This is a genomic window from Streptomyces sp. cg35, assembly GCF_050410835.1.
Taxonomy (GTDB): Bacteria; Actinomycetota; Actinomycetes; order Streptomycetales; family Streptomycetaceae; genus Streptomyces.
Map to the genome: position 1 here is coordinate 1,671,611 of NZ_CP191268.1, position 17,405 is coordinate 1,689,015.

Below are 17,405 nucleotides of genomic sequence, written 5' to 3' on the forward strand. Positions count from 1 at the left end.
GGGGAGGTCCGATCCCTCACGACACCTCTTCGCCCGCTGCCCGTACGGAGGATGCGTCAGCGGCAAAGGACTTCACGACACTTGCGTCGCCGGTGTCGAGGAGCGCGACCTCACGGCGTCGCGATCGTCGGTCGCGGCGCTGTCGGCATGCCGTCGCCGATGAAGAAGCTCGGGTGCGGGGGCTGGTTGTAGGCGGTGTTCTGCCAGGCCAGGGCCGTGCGGTACTGCGTGTCGTGGAGGAGTGTCGTGATGCGGGTGCTCGTGACGTCCGGGGTCGAGTAGATCCGCAGCGCCGTGTTGTCCGTCGTGGGCCAGACGACCTCTTCGCGCCAGTCGCCGAGGAGGTCGCCGGACAGCGACGGGGTCGCCTTGGTGCTGTTGTTGGAGTGGACGCCCGAGCCGGTCAGGAGGCGGGTGTCGGACGACGTGCCGTACTTGTCGATGTGGGTGCCGTCGAGGAGTTCGCGGGTGGTGTCGCCGTCCCACCAGGACAGGAAGTTGGTGGAGGACGGCTTGCGGGAGGCGACGACCGTGCCCTTGGGGCCGCGGATGCCGGACTCCGCCGACGACCAGGACTCGGCGCCCGCGCTGCCGGACCAGATGTCGCCGGCGACGCCGCGGCCGTTGTCGCCGTTCGCGGGCGTGGACCAGATGACGGCGCCGGTCCTCGCGTCGGCCAGCCAGGACGACGGTTTGGAGCTGTCCTCGTCGACCTTGAACTCCTCCAGGCCCGGCCGGGACGGGTCGAGGTCACCGACGTGCATCGCGTCGCCGTGCCCGTTCTTCGTCGTCCACAGGCCGGAGCCGTTGTCGTCGACGGCCATCGCGCCGTAGACGATCTCGTCCTTGCCGTCGCCGTCGACGTCCGCGACCGAGAGCTGGTGGTTGCCCTGGCCGTCGTAGCCCTTGCCGCTGTTGGTGGAGGAGTTGGTGTCGAAGGTCCAGCGGCGGGTGAACTTCCCGTCGCGCCAGTCCCACGCCGCGATCACGGTCCGCGTGTAGTAGCCGCGCGCCATGATCAGGGAGGGGCGGGCTCCGTCGAGATAGGCCGTGCCGGCGAGGAACCGGTCGACGCGGTTGCCGTACGAGTCGCCCCACGAGGAGACCGTGCCGCGCGCCGGGACGTAGTCGACGGAGCCCATCGCGGCCCCCGTCCGCCCGTCGAACATCGTCAGGTACTCGGGGCCGGACAGCACGTAACCGCTGGAGTTGCGATGGTCCGCGGACGAGCTGCCGATGACCTTGCCCTGGCCGTCGGCCGTGCCGTCCGCCGTCTTCATGGCGACTTCGGCCCTGCCGTCGCCGTCGTAGTCGTACACCTGGAACTGCGTGTAGTGCGCGCCCGAGCGGATGTTCCTGCCCAGGTCGACGCGCCACAGCCGGGTGCCGTCCAGCTTCACGGCGTCGACGACCGTGTTGCCGGTGTAGCCGGACTGCGAGTTGTCCTTGGCGTTCGTGGGCTGCCACTTGAGGACGAACTCGAGGACGCCGTCGCCGTCGAGGTCGCCGACCGACGCGTCGTTGGCCTCGTAGGTGTAGGCGACCCCGTCGGGGGTGGTGCCGCCGGCGGGCGGCGTGATCGGTACGTCCTTGTAGCCGGTGCGGAACTGGATCGCGTGGGCCGAGTCGGCCTGCTCGGTGCCGTTGACGATCGCGCGGACCGTGTAGTCGGCGGAGCTCGGGGCGCCGGAGTGGAAGAAGTTCGTGGCGGCGGTCACCGGGGACGCGTTGACCTTGGTGCCGGCGCGGTAGACGTTGAAGGCGACGTCGTCCGGGTCGGTGCCGAGCCAGCGCCAGCTGACCAGGTTGCCGGCGTCGGTGTGCACGCTGACCAGGCCGCGGTCGAGTCTCTCGGCCAGCCGCGCGGTGGCCGCGGACGCGTCGTCGCCGGGCAGGAAGGTGAGCCCGGCGGCGGCGAGGGCCGCGGCCGTGGTGGTGGCGAGCAGCAGCCGCCGGGGTCTGCGATGGAGGCGGGGACGGGGCATGAGCTGGCTCCTGGGGGTCGGAACGTGCGGGTTGGTCACGCCCCGTCAGTTGCCGCCGCACGCCCCGTCAGTTGCCGCCCCGGTACAACTTCGACAGCGCCGCCCCGGTGGCCGCGATCCGCTCGCGCAGCTCGGCGGGTTCCAGGACCTCGATGTCCGCGCCGAGCGGCAGGAAGGTGTCGTGGGCGTGGCCGATCGACTCGATGGGCAGCCGGGCGCGGGTCCAGCCGTCGGGTTCGGTGCGGGCGGTGGCCCGGGCGGCGCGGGCGGCCGGGCCGGTGAGCCGGTCGGCGGCGCCGGGCGCGAGGCGCACGACCGCCTCTCCCGTGTGCAGCCGCCGGTGGAAGTCCGCCTGGTACGCCGTCCAGTACGCGGCGAGGTCGAAGCCCTCGGGAGGGGTGAACTCTTCTTCCGTGGTGTCGAGTTGAAGGATCTGGTCGACGCGGTACGCGCGCGGGCCGCCGGTGCCGGCCGAGGCGACGACGTACCAGCGGCCGGCCTTGAGCACGAGGCCGTACGGCTCCAGCCTCCGCTCCACGTCGGTCGGTTCGCGCCACCGGCGGTACGTGACCCGCAGGGCGCGCCGGTTCCACACGGCGGCGGCCACCGCGGGCAGGTGCTCGGCCGCCGCGTCGTCCGCGTACCAGCCGGGCGCGTCGAGGTGGAACCGGGAGCTGATCCGGTCGGCGTGCGCGCGCAGCTCGGCCGGCAGCGCGGCCCGCACCTTCAGCTGCGCCGCGGCCAGCACGGGGCCGAGCCCGAGGTCGGCGGCGGGACCGGGGGCGCCCGCGAGGAAGAGGGCCTCGACCTCGTCGACGGTCAGGCCGGTGAGACGGGTGCGGTACCCGTCGAGCAGGCGGTAGCCGCCGGCATGGCCCGCGTCGCCGTACAGCGGCACCCCGGCGGCCTGCAGCGCCTCGACGTCCCGGTAGACGGTGCGGACGGAGACCTCCAGCTCGGCGGCGAGCCGGGCGGCGGTCATCGGGCCCCCGGTCTGCAGCAGGAGCAGGATCGAGACGAGTCGGCTGGATTTCACGGGAACATCACTGACACAGGATGTCAGTGAAGCGCCCTTAGCGTCCCGCCATGGCCTTCGAGGAGAAACTGCTGACGGTGCCGCCGCCCATCGAGGTGGCGGGCCGTCGCGTCAAGCGCTACCACGTGACCGACGATCCCCGGGGCATCGCGCCCGAGGTGGCCGAGGCGGCGTACGCGCTGCTTCCGTCGCTGCTGCCGGAGCCGGACGGCACCCCGCCCGCCACGTTCGTCGTGCTGCACCGGGGCGGCGACGACGGCGCGTATCTCAACGCGTACAGCTGGGTGTGGGACAACGTCCTGCACTTCCGGGGCGCCGCCGCGGGCCAGCCGGCGCTCGGCTGCCCGGACCGCGACCCGGCCCGCTTCGTGCTGCCGGAGCGGCCCTGGATCGGCTGCGTGTGGGAGCTGGCGCCGATCCTGCACGAACGGGACGCCTGGGTCCGGCACATGCTGGCGGTCGAGCGGCCCGACCTCGACGCCTATGTGCACGACAGCCTGCCCGAGGGCACGACCGGAGGACGTTCATGAGCGGCGCGCACGACTTCGACTTCTTCGCCGGCGAGTGGGACGTCGCCCATCGGCGGCGGCTCGACTTCCTCGACCCGGACAGCGGCTGGGAGGAGTTCGGCGCGACGAGCCGGTGCCGGCAGCTCTTCGGCGGGGCCGCGAACATCGACGAGCTCCACGTGCCGGAGCAGGGCTGGACCGGGCTCACGCTGCGGCTGTTCGACCCGGTGACCCGGCAGTGGTCGCTGCACTGGTCCACCGACCGCACCGGGCGGCTCTCTCCGCCGGTCAGCGGCCGATTCACGGACGGACGCGGCGAGTTCGTGGGCGACGACACGCACGACGGCAAGGACGTGCGGGTCCGCTTCGTCTGGTCGGGGATCTCGGCGCACACGGCGCACTGGGAGCAGGCGTTCTCACTCGACGACGGGCGGACGTGGCTGACGAACTGGACGATGGCCTTCACCCGGACCGCCTGAATCCCCTTCCGCGGGTCCGCGGGACGCGCTTGACTTCGCGTGCGCTTCAACACGTTGACTCCCTCTCACAGCCCGGCCGCGCCCGGCGGCCGGATCCCGTGAAGGGGGATCTCCGTATGAAGTACCGCACCATCGGCACGAACCCGGCGACGCGCCGCGAGGTCAGCGTGCTCAGCCTGGGCGCCATGCTGTTCGGCACGCTCACCGACGAGAAGACGTCGTTCGCGATTCTCGACCGGTACGTCGAGGCGGGCGGCACGTTCGTCGACACGTCGGACAACTACGCGTACTGGCAGACCGGAAGCGTCGGCGGCGAGAGCGAGACGGTGCTCGGCAACTGGCGGCGCAGCCGCGGCATCGGCGACGAGATCGTGATCGCCACCAAGCTGGGGGCGGCGCCCCTCGCGCCGGGGACGGGGTTCGTCGACAACGCGGAGGGGCTGTCGGCCTCCGCGATCCGGAAGGCCGTGGCGGGCAGCCGGGCCCGGCTCGGCATGGAGCGCCTCGACGTGCTGTACGCGCACATTCCCGACCCGAAGATAGAACTCGCCGAAACGGTAAGGGAGTTCGGGGCGCTGGTGGCGGAGGGCACGGTCGGTCTTCTCGGCGTCTCCAACCACTGGGCGTGGCAGGTGGAGCGGGCCCGGGCCATCGCGCGGGCGGAGGGGATCGCCGGGTACGAGGTGCTCCAGTACCAGCACAGCTATCTGCGGCACCGGACGGATCTGCCGAGCCAGTTGTCGCCGGACGGGGAGCTCGGCACGGCCGACGGAAATCTGCTCAGCATGGTCCGGGCGGAGCGGGATCTCGCGCTGGTCGCGTACTCGCCGCTGCTCGGCGGGGCGTACGTACGTGACGACAAGCCGTTGAGCGCGGGGCACGACCACGGCAGCCGGAAGGCGCGGACAGCAGCGCTGCGCGACGTCGCGAAGTCCTCCGGGGCCACGGTCAACCAGGTCGTGCTGGCCTGGATGATCGGGGCCGAGGTCCCGGCGATCCCGCTGGTCGGGGCGTCCTCGGTGGCACAGATCGAGGAGAGCCTGGCCGCGGTCGACCTGGAGCTGACCGAGGACGAGCGGGCCCGGCTGAACGCGGTGTGATCAGCGCCGGGCCCTCCATGGCCGTACCCGGGCGGCGGAAGGACGAGACCGTGTCCGCGGGCGTCCGGCGCGGGACCCGGTCACGCCCGGAACGCGACTCAGTCCGCCTGATGACCGGGCGCCAACTCCTCGACCTTGCGGGCCAGTTCGAAGTCCTTCGCGGTCACGGCACCGCCCGCGTCGTGGGTGTGCACCGCGAGGCTGACCGTGTTGTAGCCGAGGGTGAGGTCCGAGTGGTGGTTCAGCTCCTCCTGGGTCTGGGCGATGTGCACGACGAGGGCGGTCGCCGCGAAGTGCGTGCCCAGGCGGTAGGTGCGGGTGATGCGGTCGCCGTCGAGTGACCAGCCGGGGAGCTCGGCGAGGCGGTCCTCGATCTCCTTCTGCGAGAGGGGTTCTGTAGGCATGCCTCCAGCGTGCCATCACCACCGGGTTACGGTCTTCCCATGACGACTGCGGCGCGCAAGAACCCCTCCGAAGTGGGCCGTCTGCTGCGCGGCTGGCGCGAGCAGCGGCGGGTCAGCCAGCTGGAGCTCGCGCTGCGGGCGGACTCGTCGGCGCGGCACATCAGTTTCGTGGAGACGGGGCGTTCGCGGCCGAGCGAGGAACTGGTCCTGCGGCTCGCCGAGCACCTCGACGTGCCGATGCGGGAGCGCAACGCCCTGCTGCTGGCGGCGGGTTACGCGCCGCGGTTCACGCAGACCCCGCTGGACGATCCGTCGATGGGCGCCCTGCGCGAGGGTCTTGAGCGGCTGCTGCGCGGCTACGAACCGTATCCGGCGCTGATCGTCGACGCGACGTACACCGTGGTCTCGGCGAACCAGGGCCTCGCGGCGCTGCTGGCGTCGCTGCCCGAGGAGCTGCTCGTGCCGCCGCTGAACGCGATGCGGCTGACCCTGCACCCGCGGGGACTCGCGCCGCGGATCCGCAATCTGCGCGAGTGGCGCGGGCATCTGCTGGCGCAGATGGAGCGGCAGATCGCGCTGGCGCGTTCGGAGGCGCTGCGCGAGCTGTACGAGGAGGTGGCGGCGTATCCGGTCCCGCCGGACGCGGGGGGTGCCGAGCCGGCGGAGCCGGTGCCCTATTTCGCGCTGCCGATGGTGATCGAGCACGACGGGCACGTGCTGTCGTTCGTGTCGTCGATCTCGACGTTCAACACGCCGATGGACGTGACGGTCGCCGAGCTGGCCATCGAGACGCTGCTCCCGGCCGACCCGGCGACGGCCAAGTACTTGCGGTCCGGGGCCGGCTGAACCCGCGCCGCCGTACGGTCACGACATACGTGAAGATGTCGGTATGAGCCGAATTACCGTACCGCGTCTGTCCCGGCTGCTCACGGGCTGGGCGGCGGACGGTCCGGGCGCCCTGCCGCGGCGCCTCGCGACGGCGCTCGCGGAACTGGCCGACCGCGGCGACCTGCCGCCCGGGACGGTGCTGCCGTCGCAGCGGGAGCTGGCCGCGGTGCTCGGGGTCAGCCGCTCCACGGTGACGGCGGCCTACGCGATCCTGGAGGGCGACGGCCGCCTGGAGAGCCGGCGGGGCAGCGGCTCGCGGCTGCGCGGACCGGGCGCGCCGGACCGGCGGGGCGGCGAGGGCCGCCTGGCGAGCTTCGACTTCCGCTCCGGCATGCTGGACCTGTCGAGCGGGGCGCTGCCCGGTCTGCCGCTGGTGGCGGACGCCCTCGCGGCGCTGCGCCCCGCCGATCTGCACGGGCCGCTGGCCACCGACGGCTACCACCCGCACGGCCTCCCGGAGCTGCGGGAGGGCATCGCCGCGTCCTACCGGTCGGCCGGTCTGCCCACGGCGGCCGAGCAGATCCTGGTCACCACCGGTTCGCAGCAGGCGGTGTGGCTGATCGCGCAGGCCCTGGTCGAGCCCGGCGACACGGTCGTCGTGGAGAACCCGACGTACCGGGGCGCCCTGGAAGCGCTGCGGGCGCGGGGCGCGCGCCTCGTCCCGGTGGGCGGGGACCGGCCCGGCGCGGGCCGCGACGGCGCGGACGTCGAGGCGCTGCGCGCGCTGCTGCGCACGAGCCTGCGGCCGCGTCTGGTCTACCTCCAGCCGTCGGCGCACAACCCGACGGGCCGCTCGTGGGACAGCGCCGCCCGGCAGGCCTGGTCGACGACGCTGACGGAGCACGGCCTGGTCGCGGTCGAGGACAGCTCGTGCGCCGAGCTCTCGCTGTCCGGTGACGACGCGGCGCCGCCCGTGCCGCTGCCCGCCTCGGACTTCACGATCGGCACCTTCTCGAAGCTGTTCTGGGGCGGCCTGCGCATCGGCTGGGTGCGGGCGTCACCGACGGCCGTGGCCCGCCTGGGCGGCATCAAGAAGGCGATCGACCTGTCCTGCCCGGTCCTCGACCAGCTCCTCGCGGTACGGCTCCTCGCCCGCCTCCCCGAAGCCCGTGCCGCACGCCGCGCCGCCCTGCGCGGCCGGCTGGCGACCGCGCAGGCCCTGGTGCGCGAGCAGGCCCCGGACTGGGTGTGGGACCGGCCCTCGGGCGGCACCGCGCTGTGGGTGCGCGTGCCCGGCGCGGACACGGAGGCGCTGGCGCAACTGGCGCGGCGCCGGGGCGTGGCGGTGGTCCCGGGGCCGGCGTTCTCGGCGGTGGACGGGTTCCGGGACCGGCTGCGGGTGCCGTTCGCGCACGGGCCGGGCATGCTGGAAGCCGCCTTGCCGGTGCTGCGGGAGTGCGCGGAGCGTTCCGTGCCCCGCCCATGAAGCACCCGTACGGCCCCCGACGACATGTGCCGCCGCTCCCCCGCGCCTAGCTTACGAAGGACGGACAGCGAGGGAGCACACACGGTGACTGACACGACGCGCACCCCGACCGAACCGGATGCCGCGCTGCTGCGGGCCGGGCGGTTCTTCCGGAAGGGCACGGCCTCCGCCGACCTGCACAGCGTGCGGATCAAGGGCGGCCGGGACGGGGACGTCTTCTACCGGGACCGGTGGAGCCACGACAAGGTCGTGAACTCCACGCACGGGGTGAACTGCACGGGGTCGTGCCGGTGGAAGGTGTACGTCAAGGACGGCATCATCACGTGGGAGACCCAGCAGACGGATTATCCGAGCGTGGGTCCCGACCGGCCCGAGTACGAGCCGCGGGGCTGTCCGCGCGGCGCCGCGTTCTCCTGGTACACGTACTCGCCGACGCGGGTGCGCTATCCGTACATCCGGGGTGTGCTCCTGGAGATGTACCGGGAGGCGAAGGCGCGGCTGGGCGATCCGGTCCTCGCGTGGGCCGACATCCAGCAGGACCCCGAGCGCCGGCGCCGCTACCAACTCGCCCGCGGCAAGGGCGGGTTGGTCCGGGCGACCTGGGACGAGGCCGTCGAGATCGTCGCCGCCGCGCACGTCCACACCATCAAGACGCACGGCCCGGACCGGGTCGCCGGGTTCTCGCCGATCCCCGCAATGTCGATGGTGTCGCACGCCGCCGGGGCGCGGTTCATGTCGCTGATCGGCGCGCCGATGCTGTCGTTCTACGACTGGTACGCGGATCTTCCGGTGGCGTCGCCGCAGGTGTTCGGCGACCAGACGGACGTACCGGAGTCGGGTGACTGGTGGGACGCGGCGTATCTGATGATGTGGGGCTCGAACGTCCCCGTCACGCGGACGCCCGACGCGCACTGGATGGCCGAGGCGCGGTACCGCGGGCAGAAGGTCGTGGTCGTCGCGCCGGACTACGCGGACAACGCCAAGTTCGCCGACGAGTGGCTGCACCCGCATCCCGGCACGGACGGGGCGCTGGCCCTCGCCATGGGGCACGTCATCCTCAAGGAGTTCTTCGTCGACCGGGAGACGCCGTTCTTCACGGACTACGTCAAGAAGTTCACGGACCTGCCGTTCCTGGTGACGCTGGAGGAGAGGGACGGCGGGTACGTCCCCGCGAAGTTCCTGCGGGCCTCGGACCTCGGGCAGGGCGGTGAGGGCGCCGAGTGGAAGACGGCCGTGCTCGACGAGGCGACCGGCCGCCCGGCCGTTCCGAACGGCTCGCTGGGCTTTCGCTGGACCGAGTCCGGCAAGGGCAAGTGGAACCTCGAACTGGGCAATATCAAGCCGCAGTTGAGCCTGCACGGCAGTGACGTGGCGAGCGGGGTGGAGGTGCTGCTGCCCCGGTTCGACACCGACGGCGGCACGCACGGGCAGGGCCGCGGCGAGGTCGTGCGGCGCGGGGTCCCGGCGACCCGGCTGGGCGGGCAGGACGGCCCGCTGGTGACCACCGTCTTCGATCTGCTGCTCGCGCAGTACGGCGTGGGCCGCGAGGGACTGCCGGGCGAGTGGGCGTCCTCGTACGACGACGCGGACGCGCCCGGGACGCCCGCCTGGCAGGAGATCCACACCTCCGTTCCGGCCGCCAAGTGCGTCAAGATCGCTCGGGAGTTCGCGGACACCGCCGAGAAGTCGCGCGGCCGCTGCATGATCCTGATGGGCGCGGGGACCAACCACTGGTTCCACTCCGAGACGATCTACCGGGGCTTCCTCTCCCTGCTCCAGCTGACCGGCTGCCAGGGCCGCAACGGCGGCGGCTGGGCGCACTACGTCGGGCAGGAGAAGTGCCGTCCGTCGACCGGCTGGGCCTCGCTCGCCTCGGCGAACGACTGGTCGCGGCCGCCGCGGCAGATGATCGGCGCGGCGTACTGGTTCACCAACACCGACCAGTGGCGCTACGACAAGTTCGGCGCCGACGTGCTCGCCTCCCCGCTCGGCAAGGGCGCCTTCGAGGGGATGACGGGCGCCGACTGCCTCGCCCTGTCGGCGCGTTCGGGCTGGATGCCGTCGTATCCGACGTTCGACCGCAGTTCACTGGAGCTGGGCGAGCAGGACGTCGACGCGACCGTCGCCGAACTCAAGGCGGGCACCCTGAAGTTCGCCTGCGAGGACCCGGACGCCCCGGAGAACTGGCCGCGCGTGCTGACCCTGTGGCGGGCGAACCTGCTGGGCTCCTCCGCGAAGGGCGCCGAGTACTTCACCAAGCACCTGCTGGGCACGCACTCGTCGCTGCGGGCCGAGGAGGCCGCGCCCGACGAGCGTCCCACGACGGTGACGTGGCGCGACGAGGCACCCGAGGGCAAGCTCGATCTGCTGCTCTCGCTGGACTTCCGGCAGACCTCGTCCACACTGCTGTCGGACGTCGTGCTGCCCGCCGCGACCTGGTACGAGAAGCACGACCTGTCCTCCACGGACATGCACCCCTATGTGCACTCGTTCACGCCGGCCGTGGACCCACCGTGGCAGGCCCGCACCGACTTCGACACGTTCAAGGCGCTCGCCCAGCGGCTGAGCGAACTGGCCGTGGACCATCTGGGCGTGCGCAAGGACCTGGTGGCGGCGCCGCTCCAGCACGACACGCCCGGTGAGATCGCGCAGCCCGGCGGTGTCGTCCTGGACTGGCGCAAGGGCGAGTGCGAGCCGGTCCCCGGCAAGACCATGCCGAACCTCGTCGTCGTCGAGCGCGACTACACGGCGATCGGCGCGAAGTTCACCTCGCTCGGTCCGCTGGTGGAGCAACTGGGCCTGCCCGCCAAGGGAATCGCCCTCAAGCCCGACCAGGAGGTCGACGAGCTGCGCGAGCGCAACGGCGTCGTGCGCGGCGGCCCCGCCGACGGCCGCCCGATGCTCGACACGGCCGTCAAGGCGGCGAACACGATCCTCGCCCTGTCCGGCACGACAAACGGCCGCCTGGCGACCCAGGGTTTCCACACGCTGGAGGCCCGCACCGGGCAGGAAATGGCGCATCTGGCCGCCGAGCACGAGGGCAAGCGCATCACGTACGCGGACACGCAGGCGGCGCCCGTCCCGGTGATCACGTCACCGGAGTGGTCGGGCAGCGAGTCCGGCGGCCGGCGCTACACGGCCTTCACTCTGAACACCGAGCACCTCAAGCCCTGGCACACGCTCACCGGGCGCCAGCACTTCTTCGTCGACCACGACTGGATGCACGAGCTGGGCGAGGCGCTGCCCGTGTACCGGCCGCCGCTCGACATGAACCGCCTGTTCGGCGAGCCGCGGCTCGGCCCGGACGGGGAACACGAGGTGACGGTCCGTTACCTCACACCGCACAACAAGTGGTCCATCCACTCCGAGTACCAGGACAACCTGTTCATGCTGGCGCTCTCCCGCGGCGGCCAGTCGATCTGGATGGCGCCGCAGGACGCCGAGGCGATCGGCGTCAAGGACAACGACTGGATCGAGGCGGTGAACCGCAACGGTGTCGTCGTGGCCCGCGCGATCGTCTCGCACCGCATGCCGGCCGGCACGGTCTACATGCACCACGCGCAGGAACGCACGGTGAACGTCCCCAAGGCGGAGACCAGCGGCCGGCGCGGCGGCATCCACAACTCGCTCACCCGGCTCATCCTCAAGCCGTCCCATCTCATCGGCGGCTACGCCCAGTTGTCGTGGGCGTTCAACTACCTCGGCCCGACGGGCAACCAGCGTGACGAAGTGACGGTCATCCGGCGCCGCAGCCAGAAGGTGGAGTACTGACTCATGCGCATCATGGCTCAGATCGCGATGGTCATGAACCTCGACAAGTGCATCGGCTGCCACACCTGCTCGGTCACCTGCAAGCAGGCGTGGACCAATCGCAACGGGATGGAGTACGTCTGGTTCAACAACGTCGAGACCCGTCCCGGGCAGGGCTATCCGCGCCGCTACGAGGACCAGGACAAGTGGCGCGGCGGCTGGGAGCTGAACAAGAAGGGCGCGCTGAAGCTGAAGGGCGGCGGCCGCTTCAAGAAGCTCGCGGGCATCTTCTCCAACCCCAAGCTCCCGGAGATCAAGGACTACTACGAGCCCTGGACGTACGACTACAAGAACCTGACCGACGCCCCGCTCGGCGACGACTACCCGGTGGCGCAGCCGCGCTCGCAGATCACCGGCAAGCCGATGAAGATCGAGTGGTCGTCTAACTGGGACGACAACCTGGGCGGCTCCACCCAGTACGGCGATCTCGACCCGATGGTGCAGAAGACCCGCGAACAGGCCGCGGAGAAGGTCAAGTTCCAGTTCGAGCAGACCTTCATGTTCTATCTGCCGCGGATCTGCGAGCACTGCCTGAACCCGGCGTGCGTGGCGTCCTGTCCGTCGGGCGCGATGTACAAGCGCGAGGAGGACGGCATCGTCCTGGTCGACCAGGACCACTGCCGCGGCTGGCGGATGTGCGTGACGGGATGCCCGTACAAGAAGGTCTACTTCAACCACCGCACCGGCAAGGCCGAGAAGTGCACCATGTGCTACCCGCGCGTGGAGGTGGGTCTGCCGACGGTCTGCTCGGAGACGTGCGTGGGCCGGCTGCGCTATCTCGGCGTGATCCTCTACGACGCCGACAAGGTGACGGAGGCGGCGCAGACGAAGGACGAGACGGGGCTGTACGAGGCCCAGTTGGGGGTCTTCCTCGACCCGGACGACCCGGCTGTGCAGCGGGCCGCCGAGGAGGCCGGCATCCCGTTCGACTGGATGGAGGCGGCGCGCCGCTCGCCGGTGCACGCGCTCATCAGCAAGTACAAGGTGGCGCTGCCGCTGCACCCGGAGTACCGGACGATGCCGATGGTCTGGTACATCCCGCCGCTCTCCCCCGTCGTCGACGCGCTCACCGAGACCGGTCACGACGGCGAGGACCACGCCAACCTCTTCGGCGCGATCGACACCCTGCGCATTCCGCTGGAGTACCTGGCGGAGATCTTCACGGCGGGCGATGTGGCACCGGTGCGCTCGTCCCTGGAGAAGCTCGCCGCGATGCGCTCGCACATGCGGGCCATCAACCTCGGTGACCGGCCCGACGGTTCGATCGCCGAGTCGGTCGGCATGGGGGCCTCGGAGATCGAGGAGATGTACCGGCTGCTGGCCATCGCCAAGTACGAGGACCGGTACGTGATCCCGACCGCCGCGGTCGGTGACGCGCAGCGCCTGGAGGAGTCGGCGCTGCCGGACTCGTGCAGCCTCGACTACGAGGACGGGCCCGGCATGGGCGGCGAGGGCCCCTTCGGCGGCGACTCCGGCAACACCACCACCGGCGGCCGCAAGCTGCTGCCCGTCGTGTCCGTCGAGACCTTCCACCTCACCAAGCGCCGCCAGACCGCCGACGACCCGAAGGAGAGCCCATGACCGGCCCCGACGCGCTTCTCCACCAGGCGGCCGCGCTCTGCCTCACGTACCCCGACGAGGAGCTGTACGAGCGGCTGCCCCTCGTCCGAGCGGCGGCACCGCGGCTGGCGCCCTTCGTGGACCACGCCGAGGCCACCCCACTGGCCGACCTCGCCGCCCACTACGTCCAGGTCTTCGACTTCAAGAACCGGCACAGCCTGTACCTGACGTGGTGGCGCGACGGCGACACCCGGCGGCGCGGCATGTCGCTGGTGCGCATGAAGGAGGTCTACCGGGAGCACGGCATGGAGTTCACCGGCGAGGAGCTCCCCGACTTCCTGCCCGCGGTCCTGGAGTTCTCGGCGCAGGCCGGCCCGTTCCTCCTGGAGGAGCACCGCAGCGGCCTCGAACTGCTGCGCCTCGCCCTCACGGAGCACGGCACGCCGTACGCGACCGTGCTGAACGCCGTCTGCGGCTCGCTGCCCGGCCCCTCCCCCAAGGACCGTGCCGCGGCGCTCGCGCTGGCCCGCTCGGGTCCGCCGCGCGAAGAGGTCGGGCTGGAACCCTTCGGCATCCATGAGGCGCTGCCTCTGCTCGAGAAGGAGCACGCCCCGTGACCACGCTGATCTGGGGCGCGCTGCCCTACATCGCCTTCGTCCTGCTGATCGCGGGCACGATCTGGCGCTACCGCTACGACAAGTTCGGCTGGACGACGCGCTCCTCGCAGGTCTACGAGTCGAAGCTGCTGAACATCGCCTCGCCGATGTTCCACTACGGCATCCTCTTCGTCCTCGCCGGGCACCTCATCGGCCTGTTCGTCCCGATGTCGTGGACGGAGAAGGTGCACATCAGCGAGCACACGTACCACCTGTTCTCGCTGTACGGCGGCACGTTCGCCGGCATCCTGCTGGTCTGCGGCATCCTCCTGCTGCTGTACCGGCGCCGCACCAAGGCCCCGGTCTTCAAGGCGACGACCCGCAACGACAAGCTCATGTACCTGGTGCTGCTCGCGGCCATCGTGCTGGGCATGGTCGCCAAGCTCACGCACGCGTCGGGCGACGGCTACAACTACCGCGAATCCATCGGCCCGTGGGCCCGCAGCCTGTTCACGCTCAGCCCGGACACGTGGCGGATGGACGGCGTGCCCGTGCTCTATCAGATTCATGCGGTAGTGGGCATGCTACTCATCGCACTGGTACCGTTCACGCGGCTCGTGCACATGTTCAGCGCGCCGGTGCAGTACCTGTTCCGTCCGTACGTCGTCTACCGCAGCCGCGACCAGCGGCGCCTGGGCGCGCGGCCGGAACGACGGGGGTGGGAGCGCACCGGCTCATAGCCGCTGCTCGTCGTATACCGGCACGTGGGGAGACGTGACGTGAGTGAACGACGACCCGCCCCGACTGTGGGCCAGGTCGTCCTCGGCCGCCGCCTGCGTGATCTGCGGGAGGCCGTGGGACTCAAGCGGGACGAGGCCGCCCGCGCCCTGCGGGTGACCGGGGCGACGATCCGCAGGATGGAGACGGCCGAGGTCGCGCTCAAGATCCCGTACGTCCAGATGCTGCTGGAGCTGTACGAGGTCCCCGAGCGGGAGATCGAGGCGTTCGTCGCGCTCGCCGAGGAAGCGAACCTGCCCGGCTGGTGGCAGCGGTTCCACGACGTGCTGCCGGACTGGTTCAGCCTGTACGTGAGCCTGGAGGGCGCGGCCGAGATGATCCGCGCCTACGAACCGCACTTCGTGCCGGGCCTGCTGCAGACCGAGGAGTACGCGCGGGCCGTCTTCGACGCCGGCACGGTGGGCCGCTCCACCCCCGACGACATAGACCGGCACGTGTCGCTGCGCATGGCCCGCCAGTCGCTGCTCACGCGGGAGGACGCGCCGCGCCTGTGGGTCGTCATGGACGAGACGGTGCTGCGGCGCCCGCCGGGCGGCCCCGACGTGCTGCGCGGGCAGCTGGACCGTCTCGTCGAAGCGGCCCAGCTGCCCCATGTGACGCTCCAGATAGCCGAGTTCGCCAGCGGGCCGCACCCCGGTACGTTCGGTCCGTTCACCTTGTTCCGCTTCCCGGTGCGGGAGCTGCCGGACATGGTGTACAGCGAGTACATCACCGGGGCGCTCTATCTCGACTCGCGCGACGAGGTGGGCACGCACCTGGAGGTCCTGGACCACCTGGTGGCCCAGTCGGCGGGCGCCGAGCGGACGCTGGAGATCCTGCAGAAGTGGCGGGCGCGCATCTGAGCCGTCCTACGAGGCGGCTCCCTTGTCGTCGTCCACGATCTCGGCGTCGACCACGTCGTCCTTGCCGTCCTTGTCGTCCTTGTGGTCCGTGTCGTTCCTGGCGTCCCGGTCGCCCTTGCCGTCGTGCGTCTCCTCGCCCGGCGAGCCCCCGGCGGTCCGCTCGTACATCGCCTGCCCCACCTTCTGGCTGACGGCGGCCAGCGTCCGGATCCCGTCCCGCAGCGCGTTCGTGTCCGGCGGGTCGGCGGCCAGGGTGGTCCGCAGGTCCCCCGCGGCGTCCGCGACCTCCGTGCGGATGTCCGGCGGGATCCGCTCCTCGTTCTCCCGCAGGAACCGCTCCGTCTGATAGACGAGCTGCTCCGCCTCGTTGCGGACCTCGGCGGCCTCCCGGCGCGCCCGGTCCTCCTCGGCGTGCGCCTCGGCCTCCCGCATCATCCGGTCGATCTCGTCCTTCGGCAGGGCGGAGCCGCCGGTCACCGTCATCTTCTGTTCGCGCCCGGTGGCGAGATCCTTCGCCGACACGTGCATGATCCCGTTCGCGTCGATGTCGAAGGTGACCTCGATCTGCGGGACGCCGCGCGGCGCGGGCGGCAGACCCGTCAGGTCGAAGACGCCGAGCTTCTTGTTGTAGGCGGCGATGTCCCGCTCGCCCTGGAAGACCTGGATGCCGACGGACGGCTGGTTGTCGGTGGCCGTGGTGAAGATCTCCGAACGCCGGGTGGGAATGGTCGTGTTGCGCTCGATGAGCCGCGTCATGACGCCGCCCTTGGTCTCGATGCCTAGGGACAGCGGCGTCACGTCGAGCAGCAGGACGTCCTTCACGTCGCCGCGGATGACACCGGCCTGGAGAGCGGCGCCCAGGGCGACCACCTCGTCCGGGTTGACCCCCTTGTGCGGGTCCTTGCCGGTCAGTTCGCGGACCAGGTCGGTGACGGCGGGCATCCGCGTCGACCCGCCGACGAGGATGACGTGGTCGACGGCGGACAGGTCGACGCCCGCGTCCCGCACGGCCTGGTGGAACGGCTTCTTGCAGCGGTCGAGCAGATCGCCGGTCAGCTCCTGGAACTGGGCCCGGGTCAGCTTCTCTTCGAGGTGCAGCGGCCCCTCCGCGGACGCCGTGATGTACGGCAGGTTCACCGTCGTCTCGCTCGACGACGACAGCTCGATCTTCGCCTTCTCGGCGCCCTCGCGCAGCCGCTGCAACGCCATCTTGTCGTTTCCGAGGTCGATGCCGTACGCGTTCTTGAACTGCCGCACCAGATGGTCGACGAGCCGCTGGTCCCAGTCGTCGCCGCCCAGCTGGGTGTCCCCGTTGGTGGCCTTGACCTCGATGACGCCCTCGCCCATCTCCAGGAGCGAGACGTCGAACGTGCCGCCGCCCAGGTCGAAGACGAGGACCGTCTGTTCGTCGCCCTTGTCGAGGCCGTACGCGAGGGCGGCCGCCGTCGGCTCGTTGATGATGCGCAGCACCTTCAGGCCCGCGATCTCGCCGGCCTCCTTGGTGGCCTGGCGCTGCGCGTCGTCGAAGTAGGCGGGCACGGTCACGACGGCGTCGGTGACGTCCTCGCCGAGGTACGCCTCGGCGTCGCGCTTGAGCTTCTGCAGCACGCGGGCGGCGAGTTCCTGGGCGCTGTAGCGGGTGCCGTCGATGGTGCCGCTCTGCGGGAAGTGCCAACTCCCGTCGCCCATGTGGCGTTTGACGGAGCGCGCGGTGCGCTCCACGTTCGTGACGGCCTGCCGCTTGGCGACCTCGCCGACCAGTACCTCTTTGTTCTTGGCGAAGGCGACCACGGAAGGGGTGGTGCGCGCGCCCTCCGCGTTGGCGACGACGGTGGGTTCACCGCCCTCCAGTACGGCCACCACGGAGTTCGTCGTGCCGAGATCGATACCGACCGCACGCGCCATGACGCGTCCCCTCTCACAGAAACAGGCCCGCTCACGTCGTTCTGGAATCCGGGTTGTCCGGGTATCC

At 71.1% G+C, this 17,405-nt stretch carries 14 protein-coding genes; 10 read left to right on the forward strand and 4 right to left on the reverse strand.

The window, feature by feature from the left end:
- Positions 1–110: 110 nt before the first annotated feature.
- Together ACQUQD_RS07905 and ACQUQD_RS07910 are read right to left on the reverse strand one after the other, a co-directional pair.
- The gene (locus tag ACQUQD_RS07905) at positions 111–1,985 is read right to left on the reverse strand and encodes a rhamnogalacturonan lyase (protein WP_428951301.1); all 1,875 of its coding nucleotides are present in this window, start codon (positions 1,983–1,985) and stop codon (positions 111–113) included.
- Positions 1,986–2,052: 67 nt separating this feature from the next.
- Positions 2,053–3,021 carry a helix-turn-helix transcriptional regulator gene (locus ACQUQD_RS07910; protein WP_428951302.1) on the reverse strand — a complete coding sequence of 323 codons (969 nt, stop codon included), beginning with the start codon at positions 3,019–3,021 and terminating at the stop codon, positions 2,053–2,055.
- 50 nt (positions 3,022–3,071) lie between these two features.
- Here ACQUQD_RS07910 and ACQUQD_RS07915 point away from each other — a divergent pair, with 50 nt between their 5' ends.
- The 3 genes from ACQUQD_RS07915 to ACQUQD_RS07925 all read left to right on the forward strand — a co-directional run bounded on the left by ACQUQD_RS07915 (position 3,072) and on the right by ACQUQD_RS07925 (position 5,109).
- A complete protein-coding gene (locus ACQUQD_RS07915) occupies positions 3,072–3,551 on the forward strand; it encodes a hypothetical protein (RefSeq protein ID WP_428951304.1) in 480 nt (159 codons plus the stop codon).
- Positions 3,548–4,009, forward strand: a complete 462-nt coding sequence (locus ACQUQD_RS07920) for a hypothetical protein (protein WP_428951305.1) — start codon at positions 3,548–3,550, stop codon at positions 4,007–4,009. The genes ACQUQD_RS07915 and ACQUQD_RS07920 overlap by 4 nt, the downstream gene beginning before the upstream one ends.
- A gap of 116 nt (positions 4,010–4,125) precedes the next feature.
- On the forward strand, positions 4,126–5,109 hold the full coding sequence (locus tag ACQUQD_RS07925) for an aldo/keto reductase (protein ID WP_428951306.1): 984 nt from the start codon (positions 4,126–4,128) through the stop codon (positions 5,107–5,109).
- A gap of 98 nt (positions 5,110–5,207) precedes the next feature.
- Here the strand turns inward: ACQUQD_RS07925 and ACQUQD_RS07930 are convergent, their stop codons facing one another.
- Positions 5,208–5,513, reverse strand: coding sequence for a 4a-hydroxytetrahydrobiopterin dehydratase (locus ACQUQD_RS07930; protein ID WP_428951307.1), 306 nt, complete (start codon positions 5,511–5,513; stop codon positions 5,208–5,210).
- Positions 5,514–5,552: 39 nt separating this feature from the next.
- Here ACQUQD_RS07930 and ACQUQD_RS07935 point away from each other — a divergent pair, with 39 nt between their 5' ends.
- The 7 genes from ACQUQD_RS07935 (at position 5,553) to ACQUQD_RS07965 (ending at position 15,433) form a co-directional block, all read left to right on the forward strand.
- On the forward strand, positions 5,553–6,359 hold the full coding sequence (locus ACQUQD_RS07935) for a helix-turn-helix domain-containing protein (protein WP_428951308.1): 807 nt from the start codon (positions 5,553–5,555) through the stop codon (positions 6,357–6,359).
- A 43-nt stretch (positions 6,360–6,402) separates the two neighbouring features.
- Positions 6,403–7,827, forward strand: coding sequence for a PLP-dependent aminotransferase family protein (locus tag ACQUQD_RS07940; protein ID WP_428951309.1), 1,425 nt, complete (start codon positions 6,403–6,405; stop codon positions 7,825–7,827).
- 84 nt (positions 7,828–7,911) lie between these two features.
- On the forward strand, positions 7,912–11,598 hold the full coding sequence (locus ACQUQD_RS07945; RefSeq protein WP_428951310.1) for a nitrate reductase subunit alpha: 3,687 nt from the start codon (positions 7,912–7,914) through the stop codon (positions 11,596–11,598).
- Positions 11,599–11,601: 3 nt separating this feature from the next.
- Positions 11,602–13,218, forward strand: a complete 1,617-nt coding sequence (gene narH, locus ACQUQD_RS07950; protein WP_428951311.1) for a nitrate reductase subunit beta — start codon at positions 11,602–11,604, stop codon at positions 13,216–13,218.
- Entirely contained in the window at positions 13,215–13,814 is a 600-nt protein-coding gene (gene narJ, locus ACQUQD_RS07955) for a nitrate reductase molybdenum cofactor assembly chaperone (protein ID WP_428951312.1), read from the forward strand. Before narH ends, narJ begins: the two co-directional genes overlap by 4 nt.
- Complete coding sequence (narI, locus tag ACQUQD_RS07960; RefSeq protein WP_428951313.1) at positions 13,811–14,533, forward strand: respiratory nitrate reductase subunit gamma; 723 nt, start codon at positions 13,811–13,813, stop codon at positions 14,531–14,533. The genes narJ and narI overlap by 4 nt, the downstream gene beginning before the upstream one ends.
- A 39-nt stretch (positions 14,534–14,572) precedes the next feature.
- A complete protein-coding gene (locus tag ACQUQD_RS07965; protein ID WP_428951314.1) occupies positions 14,573–15,433 on the forward strand; it encodes a helix-turn-helix domain-containing protein in 861 nt (286 codons plus the stop codon).
- Positions 15,434–15,439: 6 nt separating this feature from the next.
- On the opposite strand, the gene dnaK is transcribed toward ACQUQD_RS07965, so the two are convergent.
- Complete coding sequence (dnaK, locus tag ACQUQD_RS07970; protein WP_428951315.1) at positions 15,440–17,338, reverse strand: molecular chaperone DnaK; 1,899 nt, start codon at positions 17,336–17,338, stop codon at positions 15,440–15,442.
- Positions 17,339–17,405 lie beyond the last annotated feature (67 nt).

Coding starts and splice junctions, on each gene's coding strand:
- ACQUQD_RS07905 (WP_428951301.1), bottom strand. CDS start 1,985: ATGCCCCGTCCCCGCCTCCATCGCAGACCCCGGCGGCTGCTGCTCGCC.
- ACQUQD_RS07915 (WP_428951304.1), top strand. CDS start 3,072: ATGGCCTTCGAGGAGAAACTGCTGACGGTGCCGCCGCCCATCGAGGTG.
- ACQUQD_RS07920 (WP_428951305.1), top strand. CDS start 3,548: ATGAGCGGCGCGCACGACTTCGACTTCTTCGCCGGCGAGTGGGACGTC.
- ACQUQD_RS07925 (WP_428951306.1), top strand. CDS start 4,126: ATGAAGTACCGCACCATCGGCACGAACCCGGCGACGCGCCGCGAGGTC.
- ACQUQD_RS07930 (WP_428951307.1), bottom strand. CDS start 5,513: ATGCCTACAGAACCCCTCTCGCAGAAGGAGATCGAGGACCGCCTCGCC.
- ACQUQD_RS07935 (WP_428951308.1), top strand. CDS start 5,553: ATGACGACTGCGGCGCGCAAGAACCCCTCCGAAGTGGGCCGTCTGCTG.
- ACQUQD_RS07940 (WP_428951309.1), top strand. CDS start 6,403: ATGAGCCGAATTACCGTACCGCGTCTGTCCCGGCTGCTCACGGGCTGG.
- narH (WP_428951311.1), top strand. CDS start 11,602: ATGCGCATCATGGCTCAGATCGCGATGGTCATGAACCTCGACAAGTGC.
- narJ (WP_428951312.1), top strand. CDS start 13,215: ATGACCGGCCCCGACGCGCTTCTCCACCAGGCGGCCGCGCTCTGCCTC.
- dnaK (WP_428951315.1), bottom strand. CDS start 17,338: ATGGCGCGTGCGGTCGGTATCGATCTCGGCACGACGAACTCCGTGGTG.